14 protein-coding genes are annotated in these 16,097 nt (G+C 64.4%); 8 read left to right on the plus strand and 6 right to left on the minus strand.

From position 1 onward, the window contains the following. Positions 1–31 precede the first annotated feature (31 nt). Together IVA74_RS18290 and IVA74_RS18295 are read right to left on the minus strand one after the other, a co-directional pair. The gene (locus tag IVA74_RS18290) at positions 32–1,534 is read right to left on the minus strand and encodes an AMP-binding protein (protein WP_247346854.1); all 1,503 of its coding nucleotides are present in this window, start codon (positions 1,532–1,534) and stop codon (positions 32–34) included. A gap of 4 nt (positions 1,535–1,538) precedes the next feature. Beyond that, a complete protein-coding gene (locus tag IVA74_RS18295; RefSeq protein ID WP_247346930.1) occupies positions 1,539–3,407 on the minus strand; it encodes an extracellular solute-binding protein in 1,869 nt (622 codons plus the stop codon). A gap of 262 nt (positions 3,408–3,669) precedes the next feature. Here IVA74_RS18295 and IVA74_RS18300 point away from each other — a divergent pair, with 262 nt between their 5' ends. Continuing rightward, a complete protein-coding gene (locus tag IVA74_RS18300; RefSeq protein ID WP_247346856.1) occupies positions 3,670–4,482 on the plus strand; it encodes an invasion associated locus B family protein in 813 nt (270 codons plus the stop codon). A 93-nt stretch (positions 4,483–4,575) separates the two neighbouring features. Here IVA74_RS18300 and hspQ read toward each other — a convergent pair whose 3' ends face one another. Then, on the minus strand, positions 4,576–4,908 hold the full coding sequence (gene hspQ, locus IVA74_RS18305) for a heat shock protein HspQ (protein ID WP_247346858.1): 333 nt from the start codon (positions 4,906–4,908) through the stop codon (positions 4,576–4,578). Positions 4,909–5,014: 106 nt separating this feature from the next. Here hspQ and IVA74_RS18310 point away from each other — a divergent pair, with 106 nt between their 5' ends. Continuing rightward, on the plus strand, positions 5,015–5,968 hold the full coding sequence (locus IVA74_RS18310; RefSeq protein ID WP_247346931.1) for an AEC family transporter: 954 nt from the start codon (positions 5,015–5,017) through the stop codon (positions 5,966–5,968). Positions 5,969–5,971: 3 nt separating this feature from the next. Here IVA74_RS18310 and IVA74_RS18315 read toward each other — a convergent pair whose 3' ends face one another. Continuing rightward, positions 5,972–7,156 (minus strand): UbiH/UbiF family hydroxylase, encoded by a 1,185-nt coding sequence (locus tag IVA74_RS18315; RefSeq protein ID WP_247346859.1) that lies wholly within the window; start codon positions 7,154–7,156, stop codon positions 5,972–5,974. A gap of 129 nt (positions 7,157–7,285) precedes the next feature. On the opposite strand from IVA74_RS18315, the gene pcsA reads away from it, so the two are divergent. The 3 genes from pcsA (at position 7,286) to IVA74_RS18330 (ending at position 9,819) form a co-directional block, all read left to right on the plus strand. Further along, positions 7,286–8,011 carry a phosphatidylcholine synthase gene (pcsA, locus tag IVA74_RS18320; protein WP_247346860.1) on the plus strand — a complete coding sequence of 242 codons (726 nt, stop codon included), beginning with the start codon at positions 7,286–7,288 and terminating at the stop codon, positions 8,009–8,011. Further along, entirely contained in the window at positions 8,008–8,769 is a 762-nt protein-coding gene (locus tag IVA74_RS18325) for a TerC family protein (protein ID WP_247346861.1), read from the plus strand. The genes pcsA and IVA74_RS18325 overlap by 4 nt, the downstream gene beginning before the upstream one ends. Before the next feature lie 75 nt (positions 8,770–8,844). Then, entirely contained in the window at positions 8,845–9,819 is a 975-nt protein-coding gene (locus IVA74_RS18330; RefSeq protein WP_247346867.1) for a quinone oxidoreductase, read from the plus strand. A gap of 170 nt (positions 9,820–9,989) precedes the next feature. Here IVA74_RS18330 and IVA74_RS18335 read toward each other — a convergent pair whose 3' ends face one another. Further along, complete coding sequence (locus tag IVA74_RS18335; RefSeq protein ID WP_247346869.1) at positions 9,990–11,180, minus strand: acetylornithine transaminase; 1,191 nt, start codon at positions 11,178–11,180, stop codon at positions 9,990–9,992. A 522-nt stretch (positions 11,181–11,702) separates the two neighbouring features. Between IVA74_RS18335 and IVA74_RS18340 the strand changes: the two genes are divergently transcribed. Beyond that, the gene (locus IVA74_RS18340; protein ID WP_247346871.1) at positions 11,703–12,644 is read left to right on the plus strand and encodes a hypothetical protein; all 942 of its coding nucleotides are present in this window, start codon (positions 11,703–11,705) and stop codon (positions 12,642–12,644) included. 10 nt (positions 12,645–12,654) lie between these two features. Here IVA74_RS18340 and rimO read toward each other — a convergent pair whose 3' ends face one another. After that, on the minus strand, positions 12,655–13,980 hold the full coding sequence (gene rimO / locus IVA74_RS18345; RefSeq protein ID WP_247346873.1) for a 30S ribosomal protein S12 methylthiotransferase RimO: 1,326 nt from the start codon (positions 13,978–13,980) through the stop codon (positions 12,655–12,657). Between the two features lie 111 nt (positions 13,981–14,091). Between rimO and IVA74_RS18350 the strand changes: the two genes are divergently transcribed. Both IVA74_RS18350 and IVA74_RS18355 read left to right on the plus strand, forming a co-directional pair. Then, positions 14,092–14,682 (plus strand): ANTAR domain-containing protein, encoded by a 591-nt coding sequence (locus IVA74_RS18350; protein WP_247346876.1) that lies wholly within the window; start codon positions 14,092–14,094, stop codon positions 14,680–14,682. Further along, positions 14,679–15,842 carry a CmpA/NrtA family ABC transporter substrate-binding protein gene (locus tag IVA74_RS18355; RefSeq protein ID WP_247346878.1) on the plus strand — a complete coding sequence of 388 codons (1,164 nt, stop codon included), beginning with the start codon at positions 14,679–14,681 and terminating at the stop codon, positions 15,840–15,842. The genes IVA74_RS18350 and IVA74_RS18355 overlap by 4 nt, the downstream gene beginning before the upstream one ends. Positions 15,843–16,097: the final 255 nt, after the last annotated feature.

The following is a 16,097-nucleotide window of genomic DNA, read 5'->3' on the forward strand; positions in this document are numbered from 1 at the left end:
TGCAGCGTCAATGGATTAGTCGAAACTGCGCCTAGACCGGCCCGGAACGGTCGCGAAAAGCTTCGACCATCAGGGGGTTAAGCCCGAGTTCGTTGAGCGCCTCGCGGGCGCGGGCATTGTCCTGGGCCCGGCCCGCCAGCCGGTGACCGGAGAGCCGGTCGGGCAGCGCGGTGAGGAGGGCGCCCTGGCCGAGTCGGCGCGCCCATTCCTGCAGGTCGTTGGAGAGGAAGCGGTAGCCGCCGACGGCCATGATGCCGGAGGGCGGCGCGGTGATGCAGATCGCCCCGCTGGGGCGGTCGAGCCGCGCGGCATAGCCGGTGTCGACATAGTCGCGTGGGGGCTGCGCGATCAGTGTGTCGCCGACCGGCGGCGGCGGGGCGTACGCCGCGATCGGCACCATCGGGCCGCGCAGGCCGAGCGTGCCTTTCGGCGTCAGCAAAATCTCGCCGGCGATCGACGAGCCCGACTGCTCGCGCGGCGCACCGTGCGGTCCCGGCATCACCGGCACCGGCATGCCGTCCTCGCCACGCCGAGCGCCGAACAATCCGGCCTCGCCGAACAGATAGACGTCCGTGAACGGCGCATGCGCCGCGATCCAGGCCTCGCTCGCCGCCACCTGCTCGGGGGCGCGCCACAGGCCGATGACATTGCGCAAGGTGGGCATCCGCGCCGGCATATCGGAATCGCCGAGCCGCTGGGCAAACTGCGCCGGCGCGATCAGCACGTCGCATTCGTGCTCGTTGATCTGCTGCTCCAGCACGTCATGCTCGAACGGATGATGCAGCGCCAGCGCGCCGCCGCACAGCAGCCACACCGCAAGCGAGGAGGCGAGGCCGGCAAACGACATCGGCGTGAATGCCGCCATCACGGTCGCGCCCTGCTTGATGTCGGCTTCTAGCGACATCGCGAGCCCGGCGGCGATCAGGCTGAAATGCGGGCGCGGCACCGGACGAAAGCCTTCCGCGGTAACGTCGAAGGAGATCATCGCCGCCTTGCGGCCATCCTGGATCACGGTGCGCGCGATGCCGGGCGGGCGGGCCAGTACATCGTCGAGCGAGGCCATGCCTTCGGGCAGGTCGGTGCCGAAACCGCAGACATGGCGGATCGAGAAGGCTTCGGCGGCCGCATGCATTGCGAGATCGGCATAGCTGACGCCGTCGACCGTGCTCATGGTGACGATGGCGCGCGCCGCGGTGCGGTTCAGGGCGGCGGTCAGTTCGGCATGGCGCCAGAGCAGCGGCAGCACGGCGACGACCAGGCCGGCGCGATGGGCGGCTAGCACCGTGAGCACGAACTCGACCGTATTCGGCAACTGGATCGCGACGACGGAATTGGCCGGCAGGCCCGATTCGACGAAATAGGCCGACAGCGCCTCGATGGCCGTGTCAGCCTCGGCATAGCTCATACGCCGCGGCTGGTGCCCGGTCACCCGGAACTTGTTCAGGGGGTCGAGCAGAGCGAGCGCATGCGGCTGCCGCGTCAGCGTGCGCTGAAACAGCGTGTCGAGCGTCGGCGATACGGTTGGCTGGTTCACGGCGTCACTTTGCTTGATCAGCTTGCGGCTGCCCCTTCGACCACCACGTCTCCGGCAGGTAGCCGGACAGCGATGTGGCCTTTGGCCGTTCTATCCGATTCCAGCGCGCGATCCATTGCTCGGATACGTTAAACAGGGGGATTGTATAGAAACCGGAGATCAAAGCGCGATCGAGCGCCCGCACCGCCGATGCGAAATCCGTATGTTCACGGGCCTCCAGCAGCGCCGCGATCATGGCATCGACCGCGGGATCCCTGGCACCCATGTAGTTGCGGGTGCCCGGATTGTCGGCGGCAGCGCTCCCCCAGTAGAAATATTGCTCGTTGCCGGGCGACAACGACTGGTCCCAGCGATTCTGGATCATGTCGAATTCGTAAGAGAGCCGGCGCTGGTCGAACTGGACGGGATCGACCGAGCGCACGCTCGGCTCGATGCCGGCGCGCTTGAGGTCCCGTTGGAAGGCAAGCGCGATGCGCTCCTGGTCGCGGGTCGTGACCAGAATCTCGAAGGTGAAGGGCGCCTTGGTCGCGCGATTGCGAAGCAGCGTGCCGTCGAGATCGTAGCCGGCCTCCGACAGCAGCTTCAGGGCCGCGCGCAGCGTCGTCCGGTCGCGCCCGGAGCCGTCGGTCACCGGCAGGCGGTAGCTGCCGTCCAGGACGTCTGGCGGGATCTGCGCAGCGAACGGCTTGAGCAGCTCCCGCTCACGCGCATCCGCAGGCTTGCCATACGCCGAGAGGTCCGAGCCGGCAAAATAGCCGGCGACGCGCGAGTAGAGGTTGAAGAAGTAGTTGCGGTTGACCAGCTCGAAATCGAACAGCAGCGTCAGCGCCTGGCGCACCCGTATGTCGGCGAAGACGGGACGCCTCGTGTTGAACACCAGAAATTCGGAAGGTTGCGGCACGCCCGGCTTGATGGTGTCGCGGATCACTTCGCCGCTTTTCGCCGCGGGAAAATCGTAGCCGTTGTGCCAGCGCAACGGCTCGTGCTCAATGCGGAAATCATAGAGGCCGCGTTTGAACGCTTCGAACTGGCCGTTGGCCTCGCGAAAATAGTCGAGCCTGATCTCGTCGAAATTATAGAGCCCGCGATTGATGGCGAGGTCGCGGCCCCAATAATCGGGATTGCGGGTGAGCGTCACGCTGGCGCCGGGCTTCACGGCGGTGACGCGATAGGGGCCGGAGCCGACCGGGCCCGTCAGCGTCGTCTCCTCGAATGCCGCGACATCGACCGCATGCTTCGGCAGGATCGGCATCAGGCCGAGGATCAGCGGCAGTTCGCGGTCGTTGGCCCCCGCGAGATCGAAGCGCACGGTGAGAGGATCTGGTGCCTCGGCACTTGCGATCTTGCTGTAATATTGCCGGTGGTTGGGGCGGCCGTGGTCGCGCAGCAGCTGCCAAGAGAACAGCACGTCCTCGGCGCGCAGCGGCTTGCCGTCGGAGAAGCGGGCCCGGGGATCGATGTGGAACGTGACAAAGCTCCGCTCGTCGTCGGTCTCGACCGATCTGGCGAGCAGGCCGTAGAGCGTGAACGGCTCGTCATTGCCGCGCGCGAGCAGGCTCTCGACCACGTAGTTCCGCATCTGCTGCACGGCCAGTCCCTTGACGATGAAGGGATTGAGGCTGTCGAAGGTGCCGAGAACGCCCCAGGTCAGCCGGCCACCCTTGGGGGCATCAGGATTGACGTAGGGCATGTGGGTGAAATCGGCAGGCATCGCCGGCTCGCCGTGCATGGCAATGGCGTGGGCTTCCTCGGCCCCTGCGCCGCTTGCCGGGAATCCCAAGGCGAACGGCAGCCCCAAGGCGAAAGCCAGGACGCAGAGGCGGACGCACAGACCTTCAAGACGGCCCTCCATAAGGCGCTGGAACATGAACATCTGCACACGTTGATTCGAGGACTGGCGGGGCCTGAATCCTATCACAGGGAATTTCCCGGGGACGCACGTCAGGGCGCGGTCAAAGACGCTTGTCGGCATTGATCTTTTCGTCGGCCACGTTAAGAAGGCACGCAATCGCGCAAGAGCGCCGAGCCCGTCACGTGTCCGCCTCATTTGACGGGGACAGAGCCGCGCCCAAGGCGGCCATGTTCGGTGCGTCGAAGCGGTTCGGGCACTTCCCGTTCAGAAAGGGTTTTCCGCAATGAATTTCCGTTACTTGGCCGCGTCCGTCCGGCCGCGCGGGCGACTTCTCGCCTTGTTGACGGCGACGGCGTTGGCCGTCCCGTTTGCCGCCGAGGCTCAGGCCCCGGCTCCGGGCGCACCCGCGCCCAAGGCAGCCCCGAAAGCCGCTCCGAAGGCTGCCCCAAAGGCCCCGGCGCCGGCCGCTCAGGCACCTGCCCAGCAGCCGCCCGCTCAGGGCGCTCCGGCGCAGCAGGGCGCGGCCCAGCCGGCGGATCAGCAGATCCAGCTGATCTACGCCCCCTGGACCAAGTTCTGCCTCAAGGGCCAGGACGCCAATGCCAAGCAAGTTTGCTTCACCGGCAAGGACGGCCGTATCGAGTCGGGCCAGCCGGTCATCGCGGCCGTCATCATCGAGCCGGAAGGCGAGCCGAAGAAGATCCTGCGCGTGACGCTGCCGCTCGGCATGCAGCTGGTGCACGGCACCCGCATCATCGTGGACAACAATCCGCCGTTGCAGAGCCCGTATGTGATCTGCTTCCAGAACGGCTGCATGTCCGACTACGAGGCCACGCCCGAGTTCATCAACAACATGAAGAAGGGCCAGAACCTCGTTGTTCAGGCGATCAATGCCAACGGCGCGCCGCTGACCCTGCCGCTGCCGCTCGCCGGCGAATTCCAGAAGGCCTATGACGGTCCGCCGACCGATCCGAAGGTCTTCGAGGAAACTCAGAAGAAGCTTCAGGAAGAGCTTCAGAAGAAGGCTGACGAGCAGCGCAAGAAGCTCGAGCAGCAAGGTGGCGCGCCCGGCGCACCTCCGACCGCCCAGAAGTAATCGGGACCCAATCCCGGACATGAAAAAGGCGCTCGGTTCGAGCGCCTTTTTTCTGACCCATATTGTCTGAGCGAAGATGTGTCCGAGCGAAGATCAGTTCAGCGACGGGTTCCGCGGACGATAGCCGCCGGCCTTGTCCTTGATGAAGATCTCGGTGACCTGGGAATGCCGGACCGGCTCGCCGGAATCGTCCGGCACCAGGTTCTGTTCGGAGACGTAGGCGACGTATTCCGATTCCGCGTTTTCGGCGAGCAAGTGATAGAACGGCTGGTCCTTGTGGGGCCGCACCTCCTCGGGAATCGACAGCCACCACTCCTCAGTGTTGTTGAATTCCGGATCGATGTCGAAGATCACGCCCCGGAACGAGAAGATCCGGTGGCGCACGACCTGTCCGATCTGGAATTTGGCGGTCCGCGCTTTAATCATTCCCCGTCGATAGACCAGGATTGTGGCCGATGCTAGTGCCCTGATCTGGAATTAACCCGCGCTTACGGGGCAGATAGCCCCCATGTCCTCAGAAAACACTTCATCAATGGTCGATATCCTCAATCTCGCTCTACCTTATTTCGGCTTGATCTTCGTTGGATTCGCCTGCGGCAAGGTCAAATCCCTGCCGGAATCGGGCCTCGCCTGGATGAACTTCTTCCTGCTCTATGTGTCGCTGCCGGCGCTGCTGTTTGCGATCATGTCGAAGACGCCGTTCTCGGAATTGAACAACCCGCCGTTCCTGATCGCGACCACGCTGTCGACGGTTGCGGCATTCACCCTGGCGCTGGTCGTCGGCAAATTTCTCGGCCGCCTGACGCTGCGCGAGGCGACGCTCGCCGGGCTCTCCGGCGGCTACGGCAATATCGGCTACATGGGGCCGGGGCTGGCGCTCGCCGTGCTCGGAACCAAGGCGTCAGCGCCGACCGCGCTGATTTTCTGCTGCGACAGCATCTTCCTGTTCACGATCGTGCCGTTGCTGATCGAGCTCTCCGACCGCGACCATCCCTCGATCGTGCACGCCTTCGGCGTCGTGTTGAAGCAGATCGTGCTCAACCCGCTGATCATGTCGGCCTGCTTCGGCGCGGCCTTCGCATCGCTCCATATCGAGATGCCGGTCGCGCTCGACCGCACCATCACCTTCCTCCAGAACGCAGCCGCCCCGACCGCGCTGTTCGTGCTCGGCGTGACAGTGGCGCTCCGCCCATTCGACCGCGTGCCCTGGGAAGTGCCGGGCGTGATCGCGGTCAAGCTCCTGATCCATCCGCTCGCAGCTTTCGGCCTGATGTTGGCGTTCGGTCCGTTCGCGCAGCCCTGGGCCGCGACCGCCGTGCTGATGGCGTCGCTGCCGCCGGCGCTGAACGTGTTCGTCATCGCCCGGCAGAACGACGCCTGGATCGAATCTGCCTCCGTGGCGGTGCTGCTCGGAACGTTTGCGTCCGTGGTCACGCTGACCAGCGTGATGTGGGCGATCCAGACCGGCCGGCTGGCGTTTCCTTAAACCTTAGCGCCGCCACGTCGGCGTCAGGCCCTCGCGCATCGCAAAACGCCGGAGCGGGCCGAACGCGCCGAGCAGGTGCATGCCGACCGCGCGGACCGGCTGGAGCGGGAGGAAATCGTTGAGCAGGGAGCGGTTGGCGATGTCGATCGCAAAGGTCCGACTCAGAATGTCCGGACGCCGGGCCCGGTCGTAGCGTTTGAGCACGTCGGCTGCGCCGGGATCCTGACTCGATGCGATGGCGTCGCCTGCGAGCCTGGCAATGTCGGCGGCATCTCGCAGGCCGAGATTGAGACCTTGGGCGCCGATCGGGGGAACCACATGGGCGGCTTCACCGACCAGCGCGATGCGGTCGCGGCCGAAGGATTTGGGGCGTTCGATTGCCAGCGGGAACAGGTTGCGCCCGGGCTCCACCGTCATGCGGCCTAAAATGGAATGCGATTGCTTCTCGATCGCGGCGGACAGCTCCGCGTCGCCCAGGCCGCGAAGCCGTTCGGCGTCCGCAGGCGCCGAGACCCAGACGACGCTGGAGCGGTCGCCGGGCAGGGGCACGAACACGCAAGGGCCTTGCGGCGTGTGGAACTCGGTCGAGACGTTGCGATGCGGGCGCGCGTGGCCGACGTTGAAGGTCAGCGCCGTCTGGGTCAGCTCGCGCCGCGTCACCGTGATGCCGGAGGCTTCGCGGCAGAGCGAATGGCGGCCGTCGGCGCCCACCACGAGACGGGCAGAGAGGAATTGCGCGGCGGCGGTGCGGATCGCGACGTCGTCGGCTTCGATGACAACGGTTTCGGCCTCGTCATCGAAACGGACGAGACCGGGCAACTCGGCCGCGCGCGCTTCCAGCGCCAGCATCAGCGAGTGGTTGTCGATGTTGTAGCCGAAGGCATCGAGGCCGATTTCGTGACAGGAGAACCGGACCTCCGGCGCGCGGAACAGCCGGCCCGTGTCGTCGACGAGCCGCATGATTTCGAGAGATGCCGCCTTGTCCTTGCAGCGCCACCAGACATCGAGCGTTTCCAGGAGATCGACGGAAGCACCGAGCAGGGCGGTGGTGCGGTTGTCGGCATAGGGCACGCGCCGCGCCACCAGCGCGGTCCGTGCGCCCGCCTGCGCCAGTGCGATGGCCGCGCTAAGTCCCGCCGGTCCGCCGCCGATCACGGCCGCGTCAAAGAGTGTCGATGCATCTGTCATGGAACGACATTTGACACGCCCCACGGCAAATTCAAGCCCACTCATATTTCCCTGATTTTATGACGAATTGTGCGACCGGGCGCCGCAATGGCTTATGTGCAAACCGGTGTCATTCTGATAGCAGAAGCCATGGACAGCCAAGAGGATTCCCTGAAGCCCAGGCCCGCGATCCGCGCCGCCGCCTTCTCTGTGCACATCTTCACCGCGTTCGGTGCGGCGATCGCGCTGCTGGCAATGCTCGAGGCCGTGCGCGAGCACTGGGCGGCGATGTTTCAATGGCTGGGCGTCGCCCTCATCATCGACGCGATCGACGGGCCGATCGCACGCCGGCTCAACGTCAAGGACGTGCAGCCGAACTGGTCGGGCGACGTGCTCGATCTCGTGGTCGATTTCGTCACCTACGTGTTCGTGCCGGCCTATGCGATCGTGGCCAGCGGCTTGCTGCTGCCGGTCGCTGCACCCTTGCTAGGTGTCGCCATCATCGTCACCAGCGCACTCTATTTCGCCGATCTGCGCATGAAGGCCGACGACAATCATTTTCGCGGTTTTCCGGCGCTGTGGAATGCGGCGGCGTTTTATCTGTTCCTGCTGCACTGGCCGCCGCTGCTGTCGACGCTGCTGGTAGCAAGCCTGGTGGTGCTGACCTTCGTGCCGTTCCACGTGCTGCATCCGGTGCGTGTCGTGCGGCTGCGCTGGCTGACGATGTCGCTGATCGCAATCTGGGCTCTGCTCTCCCTCTACACGCTGCAGATGGACTTTCGCGTCGGCACCGGCGTGACTGTCGCGCTCTGCGCGATCGCGCTCTGGATCAGCTTCAGCGACGCATTGATACGGCTGACAAGATCCTTGGCATGATGCACCTGTTGACAAGCCCCGAAGCCTGGGCCGCGCTCCTCACCTTGACGTCGCTCGAGATCGTGCTCGGCATCGACAACGTCATCTTCCTGTCGGTAATCGTCTCGCGCATCCCCGAGAATCAGGCGCACCGCGCCCGCCAGATCGGGCTCGCGCTGGCACTGATCTTCCGCATCATCCTGCTCAGCCTGCTGGTCTGGCTGATCGGCCTGACCGCGCCGGTGTTTTCGTTTTCGGGTTACGGCTTCTCCTGGCGCGACCTCATCCTGATCGGCGGCGGCTTGTTCCTGATCGCGAAGGCAACGCACGAGATTCATGGCGAGGTCGAAGCCGATGACGGCGAGGGCGACGAGAACTCCCCTCGTAACGCTTTCTTCTGGGTGATCGTTCAGATCGTGATCATCGACGTGATCGTTCAGATCGTGATCATCGACATCGTGTTCTCGCTGGACTCGATCATCACGGCGATCGGCATGGCGCAGGACATCGAGATCATGATCGCGGCCGTCGTGATCGCCTGCCTGATCATGTACATTTCATCCGGGCCGGTGTCGCGATTCGTCGCGGAGCATCCGACCACGAAAATGCTGGCGCTGGCGTTCCTGGTACTGATCGGTGTCGCGCTGGTGGCGGACGGATTCCAGTTCCACATCCCGCGCGGCTACATCTATTTCGCAATCGCGTTCTCGGCGGCGGTCGAATTCTTCAACGTGCTGGCGAAGCGCAACCGCAGGAAAACCGGCAAGCCGTCGGTCTAGCCATTCCAGCCGGTGTCGAGTTGACAAGGCGGGCGCGATGCCTTTCGCTGGCCTGCGAGAAGAGGAGGTCAGGCGATGACCAAAGCCGTCCGTGTCCACAAGGTCGGAGGCCCCGAGGTCCTGGTCTATGAGAGCGTCGATGTTCCGGCGCCCGGCCCGGGCGAGGTGCGCATCCGCCAGCATGCGGTCGGCCTCAACTTCATCGACGTCTATTACCGCACCGGCCTGTACAAGGCGCCCGGGCTGCCTTTCATCGCCGGCAACGAGGCCTCGGGCGAAGTCGTCGCTGTCGGGTCGGGCGTGACCAATTTTCATCCCGGCGACCGCGTCGCCTACTACTACAACCTTGGCGCCTATACCGGCGAGCGCAATATCCCTTGGGAGAAACTGGTCAAGCTACCCGACCACATCACCCACGAGCAGGGCGCCGTGCTGATGCTGAAGGGGCTGACCGTCTGGTATCTCCTGCACAAGACCTTCAAGGTCGAGCCGCATCATCGCGTGCTGATCCATGCCGCGGCCGGCGGCATCGGCCTGCTCGCCTGCCAATGGGCGAGGGCAATGGGCGCCCACGTCATCGGCACCGTCGGCTCGCGCGAAAAGGCCGAGCTTGCCGAGGCCAATGGCTGCGACCACGTCATCCTCTACAACGAGGAAGACTTCGTCGCGCGCGTCAAACAAATCAGCCGCAATGAGGGCTGCGACGTCGTCTATGACGGCGTCGGCAAAGCGACCTTCCCGGGCTCGCTATCCTGCCTCAAGCCGCGCGGCATGTTCGTCTCCTTCGGCAATGCCTCAGGCCCGGTGCCGCCGTTTTCGATCGCCGAACTCAACGCACATGGCTCGCTGTTTGCGACGAGGCCGAAGCTCAACGACTATGTCGGCACCCGCAAGGAGTTGCTGGAAGGCGCCGACACGCTGTTCGCCGCCGTCATCAATGGCAAGCTGCACGTGCCGATCAACCACGCCTACGCGCTCAAGGACGCCGCCAAGGCGCATATCGATCTCGAAAGCCGCAAGACCACGGGCGCGTCGATCTTGAAGCCGTAGTTCTTCCGTCGTCATCCGCTCCCGTGTCCCGGACGCGCTGCAGCGTTCTTACGCTGCTGCGCAGAGCCGGGACCCAGAAGGCGACGCGGAACGCTGCGGAGGGATGGGCCCCGGCTCTGCAGCGCACCGCGAAGGTGCGCTGCGCTGCGTTCGGGGGCACGAGGCAGGCCTTACGCCACCCGCCGTGCCGCGCCGGCCCTGATCAAAATCGCATCGAGGCAGTCGATCATCTCGGCGATCTCGGCCCGCGTGACGTTCAGCGCCGGCATGAAGCGCAGCGTGTCGACCTGCGGCGCGTTGAGGAGCACGCCGGCCTCGAACGCCTGGGCGACGATGCCGGGTGCGATCGGCAGCTTGAGGTCGAGCGCGAGCAACAGGCCGCGGCCGCGCACCTCGCCGAGGCCATGCCGGACCGAGACCTTTTGCAATTCGCTTTCGAGCAGCAAGCCTGTCTCGGTGACCGCCTTGAGGAAGTCCGGCTTGCTGACCTCGTCGAGCACCGCAAGTCCTGCCGCGCACATGATAGGGTTGCCGTTGAATGTGCCGCCCTGATCACCGTGCTCGAAGCAGGCCGCGCGTTCGGTCGCGAGCAGGGCTGCGAGCGGCACGCCACCGCCGATGCCCTTGCCGAGACTCATGATGTCGGGCGCGATGCCCGTATGCTCGTAGTGGAAGAGCTTGCCGGTCCGGCCCATGCCGGTCTGGATCTCGTCGAAGATCAGCAGGAGACCGTGCGCGTCGGTAAGCGCGCGCAACTCCTGCAAGAGCTGATCGGTCGCAGGCCACACGCCGGACTCGCCCTGGATCGGCTCGAGCATCACAGCGACGGTGTTGTCGTTGATCAGCTTTTCGATCGAAGCGATGTCGTTGAGCTTCGCCTTCTTGAAGCCGGCGACCTTCGGCTCGAACAGTGGCTCAAAGGCCTTCTTGCCCGAGGCCGACATCGTCGCCAGCGTCCGGCCGTGGAAGCCACCCTCGAAGCTGATGATCTCGAACGCGCCGCCTCTGTGCAGGCTGCCATATTTGCGCGCGAGCTTGATCGCGCCCTCGTTGGCTTCCGCGCCGGAATTGGCGAAGAACACCTGGTCGAACGCACTGTTTGCGACCAGCGCCTGCGCGAGCTTCAGGCTGGGCTCGTTGTAGAAGGCCGGGCTCGGCGTCAACAGCCGCTTGGCTTGCGCGGCGAGCGCGTCGGCGATCGCGGGCGGGGAGTGGCCGAGGCAGTTGACGGCCCAGCCCTGCACAAAATCGAGATAGCGCTTGCGGCTGTCGTCCCAGAGGTAGGAGCCGGCGCCGCGGACGAACACGGCCTTGGGCCGAGCGGTGATGTCCATCAGCGCGTCATACGGATGCGTGGTCATGTCGAACTCCTCTGGAGGCGGGTGAAAAAGGCGCGCGAAATGCAAAAAGGCCGCACCTTGCGGGTGCGGCCTTCTCGAAAACTGGGCTGAATTCAGTGGTTCAGCGGCGTCGTCGGACATGGCGCACCCTCTCATCGTCGCGGAAGCGACGGCGGAGCATTTCGATGCGCTGATGGGTCCGAGCGTTGATCATGGGGCGCGGCAATACAGGCGAATGGCGGGGCTTGTCAAGCGCGCGTTTTACAGATCACCCGCCCAGCGTGCATGGGGCAGGTCAGATCCGTGGCTTGCTCGGCGTGTGGCGGTTGTGACGTCGCGGGTGACGAAGAGGCGCAACTCGTATGCGGTTGCGCGCGGCACGATGCGCCGGATGTCACTCGCACGATTGAATTTTATCGATCGTGCGCCTAGAAACTATCACGTCTCTAGCGCGTTTGTGATCGACCAACGCGAATTGGTTCGAACCGTACGCATGACGGTTCAGACCAAGAGGGGCGGGACCAACCAGATAGTTTTAAAGCCTTGTCCGACACGCCTTACCCGATCGACCTCGACAGCATTCGCGGCGCGTTTCCGCCGGGCATCGAGGCACCATCCCTTTTGGTCGACTTCGCCGGCTGGCTGAAGGGGCGCCCCTGGGGCAGCGTCGGCGGCTTCTCGCTGCAAGGCCAGTTTTCCGATCAGGCGCCGATCTTCGACGGCAGTCCCTTGCGCGACAGGTTTTCGCTGTTCATGCGGCTGCCGGATGGCTCGGCCGTCGGCGGCTGGTATGGCGCGGGTCTTGACCGCGACAATCCGCCGATCGTGGGGCTTGGCTCCGAGGGCAACCACGAGCTGCTGGCGCCGAGCCTCGATGGCCTGCTCGCAAAACTGACATCGCAGCAATTCGACAAGGCGTGGCACGATCTGCTGCCGCATGACGAGGTCGAATGCCAGACGGTCGAACTCGCGCAGTGGCTCGCCGGACGGCCGACCGGGGAGGCGGCGGCGCCCGATGACAATTCGTCGGAGCTGCCCGACTTTCGCGGCTTCGTGGAAAAATGGAGCCGGGATCGCGAAGACTACTGGGCCAATCATCGCTTGATGGCCGAGCTCGGCTGGCGCCTCGCCGCGCATCTGCCTAGGGACAAGAAACCCTGGCACAAGACGAACTTCGAGATCGCGATCGTCGGCAAACAATACGAGGCGCGCGTCCTGACGCGCGGGCCGCAGCCGTTCGAGGAAGCCGGCTCGATTGAATCCCTGCTGCGCGATCTGCGGGAGGAGATGCGCCGCGCGCAGCCCGAGCTCGGGCTGTGGCACGCCATGAAATTTGGACTCTATGCCGACGGCCGGGTCATGCCGAACTTCGAATACGATGTGCGCCCGAGCATCGACGGCGAGCCTGCGAAGCTGTCCGAGGCGCAGGCTGATCTTGCGCGCGCACCGCGGCCGGAGCGCTGGGTGCCGAAATGGTTGGCGTGACGAAGCGCCGTCAGAACCCCGCGACGCTGCCGTGCAGGTCGTATTGGTCGGCGCGCTCGATCTTCGCGGTGACGATCTCGCCAACGCGCAAGGGGCGGCGGCTCGACAGGTAAACCGCGCCGTCGATCTCGGGCGCATCGGCCTTGGAGCGGCCTTTCGAAACAGTCGGACCGACCTCATCGATGATGATCTGCTGGCGCGTGCCGACCTTGCGCTTCAGCCTGCGCGCAGAGATTTTCTGCTGGCGGGCCATCAGCGCGTTGTAGCGCTCCTGCTTGATCTCTTCCGCAATAGGATTCCCGATCGCGTTCGACGTTGCGCCTGCGACCGGCTCGTACTTGAAGCAGCCGAGCCGATCAATCTCGGCCTCGTCGAGCCAGTCGAGCAGATAGGCGAAATCGGCATCGGTCTCGCCGGGGAAGCCGACGATGAAGGTCGAGCGCAGGGCGAGATCGGGGCACTCTTCGCGCCAGCGCTTGATCCGCGCCAGCGTCTTGTCCTGCGCAGCCGGGCGCTTCATCGCCTTCAGCACCTCGGGGCTTGCATGCTGGAACGGGATGTCGAGATAGGGCAGCACCTTGCCCTCATTCATCAAGGCAATGACCTCGTCGACATGCGGATAGGGATAGACATATTGCAGCCGAACCCAGGCGCCGAATTCGCCGAGCTCGCGCGCGAGATCGAGGAATCTGGCGCGGACCTGGCGATCCTTCCACGGGCTCTCGGCATATTTCAGATCGACGCCATAGGCCGAGGTGTCCTGCGAGATCACCAGCAGCTCTTTCACGCCGGCACTGACCAGGCGTTCGGCCTCGCGCAGCACGTCATTGGCCGGACGAGAGACGAGATCGCCGCGCAGCTTCGGAATGATGCAGAAGGTGCAGCGGTTGTTGCAGCCCTCGGAGATCTTCAGATACGCGTAGTGGCGCGGCGTCAGCTTGATGCCCTGCGGCGGCACCAGATCGAGATGCGCATTGTGCGCCGGTGGCAGTGCGCGGTGCACGGCGTCGAGCACGCTCTCATATTGCTGCGGGCCGGTGATGGAGAGCACACCGGGATAGGCCTGCTCGATCTGCTCGGGTTCGGCGCCCATGCAACCCGTCACGATTACCTTGCCGTTCTCGGCCATGGCCTCGCCGATCGCCGAGAGCGATTCCTGCTTGGCGCTGTCGAGGAAGCCACAGGTGTTAACGATGACGATGTCGGCCCCGTCATGCTTGCGGGCGAGCTCGTAGCCCTCGGCGCGCAGGCGCGTGATGATACGCTCGGAATCCACCAAAGCCTTGGGACACCCGAGCGACACGAAGCTGACCTTGGGCGCAGCCGTCTGATCCATATCCAAATCTGCCTGATTGACGGGCCTGAGCTAGTCCCAATTGCCCATAATTACAACCCTTTGCAGGGCCCTCCGGCGTGCTATGGGTGAATCACCCGCCGTGAGTGAGCTATGAGCGCCGAACAGTCACCCAAAATCGTGATCGTCGACGAAAGCCCGATCCGGGCTGCGATCCTCGAAGAAGGGTTGCGGGAGGCCGGATTCACGCAGATCGTCCATATCCGTGAAATGCAGAGCCTGCTCGCCCGTATTTATGCGGTCGACCCCGACATCATCGTGATTGATCTCGAAAATCCCAGCCGCGACGTGCTGGAGGCGATGTTCCAGGTCAGCCGCGCCGTGAAGCGGCCGATCGCGATGTTCGTGGATCAGAGCGATTCATCCTCGATCCAGGCGTCCGTGGAAGCGGGGGTCTCCGCCTACATCGTCGACGGGTTGAAGAAGGAACGCATCAAGCCGATCCTCGACCTTTGCGTGTCCCGCTTCAATGCTTTCGCAAAACTCCAGGAGGAGCTGGAGCGCACCAAGTCGCAGCTCGAGGATCGTAAGATCATCGAAAAGGCCAAGGGCATCCTGATGAAGGTGAAGGGCCTCACCGAGGACGAGGCCTATGTGCTGCTGCGCTCCACTGCGATGCGCGAGAAGAAGAAAATCGGCGAGATCGCGCAGTCGATCATCACCGCGTCGGAGATGCTGAAATGACCGCTCCTCTCCGCATCGGGTTCATTCCGCTGGTCGATGCCGCAGCGCTGATCATTGCCGTCGACAAGGGCTTCGCCGCGGCCGAAGGGCTTGAGGTCGAGCTGGTGCGCGAGGTCTCCTGGTCCAACGTCCGCGACAAACTCAATATCGGCCTGTTCGATGCCGCGCATCTCTTGGCGCCGGTCGCAATCGCATCCTCGCTCGGGCTCGGTCACGTCAAGGTGCCGATCGCGGCGCCCTTCAATCTCGGCATCAACGGCAACGCGATCACGGTGTCGCCGGCGCTTCATGCGGCGCTGATGGAGGAGATCGACGGCGATCGCTTCGATCCGCTCGCTACGGCAAAAGCGTTGGCACGCGTCGTCGCCAAACGGCGCAAGGCGGGGGCCGATCCGTTGACCTTCGGCATGACCTTCCCGTTCTCCACCCACAATTACCAATTGCGGTTCTGGATGGCGGCGGCCGGCGTCGATCCCGACGAGGATGTGCGCCTCGTAGTGCTGCCGCCGCCCTACATGGTCGACAGTCTTGCCAACGGCCACGTCGATGCGTTCTGCGTCGGCGCGCCCTGGAATTCGATCGCGGTCGATCTCGGCATCGGCCATATCCTGCATTTCGTCTCCGACATCCTCGCCCACGCGGCGGAGAAGGTGCTGGCAGTTCGCCAGGTCTGGGCCGACAAGCATCCCGACGTGGTCGCTAGCCTCGTGCGCGCCGCGGTGAAGGCGGCCGAGTTCATCGAGCATCCGGAAAACCGAACCGAAGCGGCGCGGATCCTGGCGCAGCCCGAGCGGATAGGCGTCGATGCCGAAGTCATCCAGCGCACCCTCACGGGACGCCTCAAGATTTCGCCGGACGGCACCTTTCGCGAGAGTGGCAGCTACCTTCTGGTGGGACGCGAAGAGGCAGGGCGCCCCGATCCGGTCCAGGCCGCCTGGCTCTATGCGCAGATGGTGCGCTGGGGACAGACGGCGTTGAGTTCGGACGGCGTCAAGACAGCGATGGCGGTGTTCAGGCCCGACCTCTACGACGGCGCCCTCGGCCAACGGCCGTCTACCCAAGCCCCCGCGGCATTCGGCGCATTTGCCGGCCCCGCTTTTGATGCCGCGGATATTCGGGGGCATCTTGCGGCCTTCGAGGTGGGCCGCTGGAAGGCCTGATTCGCGGTTGCATTGTTTTTGGGCGTTGGAGGTCAGCGTCTAAATTTTAGGCCGACTGCTCGAATTTCATGAATTCCAGGGCCGGGGGTTCCCCAGGGCGCGCCTAATCATCTGATATTGCACCAAATTTCATTTCATCAAAGCTGGCACGCAACTTGAATGTTGCAGTGCGGCCAGCCTGTCACAGGTGCCTGCTGAGCCAGTCCCGCAGCAACGAAGCTGATCGGACCGTTGGGTGCAGAGCCGGCTCTCGAG

Origin of the sequence: Bradyrhizobium sp. 132 (assembly GCF_023074185.1) — a bacterium.
In the GTDB taxonomy this organism is placed as follows: domain Bacteria; phylum Pseudomonadota; class Alphaproteobacteria; order Rhizobiales; family Xanthobacteraceae; genus Bradyrhizobium.

Bases quoted from the DNA above. Each gene is read 5' to 3' on its own strand.
- IVA74_RS18295 (WP_247346930.1), bottom strand. From the start codon at position 3,407: ATGTTCATGTTCCAGCGCCTTATGGAGGGCCGTCTTGAAGGTCTGTGC.
- IVA74_RS18300 (WP_247346856.1), top strand. From the start codon at position 3,670: ATGAATTTCCGTTACTTGGCCGCGTCCGTCCGGCCGCGCGGGCGACTT.
- hspQ (WP_247346858.1), bottom strand. From the start codon at position 4,908: ATGATTAAAGCGCGGACCGCCAAATTCCAGATCGGACAGGTCGTGCGC.
- IVA74_RS18310 (WP_247346931.1), top strand. From the start codon at position 5,015: ATGGTCGATATCCTCAATCTCGCTCTACCTTATTTCGGCTTGATCTTC.
- IVA74_RS18315 (WP_247346859.1), bottom strand. From the start codon at position 7,156: ATGACAGATGCATCGACACTCTTTGACGCGGCCGTGATCGGCGGCGGA.
- pcsA (WP_247346860.1), top strand. From the start codon at position 7,286: ATGGACAGCCAAGAGGATTCCCTGAAGCCCAGGCCCGCGATCCGCGCC.
- IVA74_RS18325 (WP_247346861.1), top strand. From the start codon at position 8,008: ATGATGCACCTGTTGACAAGCCCCGAAGCCTGGGCCGCGCTCCTCACC.
- IVA74_RS18330 (WP_247346867.1), top strand. From the start codon at position 8,845: ATGACCAAAGCCGTCCGTGTCCACAAGGTCGGAGGCCCCGAGGTCCTG.
- IVA74_RS18335 (WP_247346869.1), bottom strand. From the start codon at position 11,180: ATGACCACGCATCCGTATGACGCGCTGATGGACATCACCGCTCGGCCC.
- rimO (WP_247346873.1), bottom strand. From the start codon at position 13,980: ATGGATCAGACGGCTGCGCCCAAGGTCAGCTTCGTGTCGCTCGGGTGT.
- IVA74_RS18350 (WP_247346876.1), top strand. From the start codon at position 14,092: ATGAGCGCCGAACAGTCACCCAAAATCGTGATCGTCGACGAAAGCCCG.
- IVA74_RS18355 (WP_247346878.1), top strand. From the start codon at position 14,679: ATGACCGCTCCTCTCCGCATCGGGTTCATTCCGCTGGTCGATGCCGCA.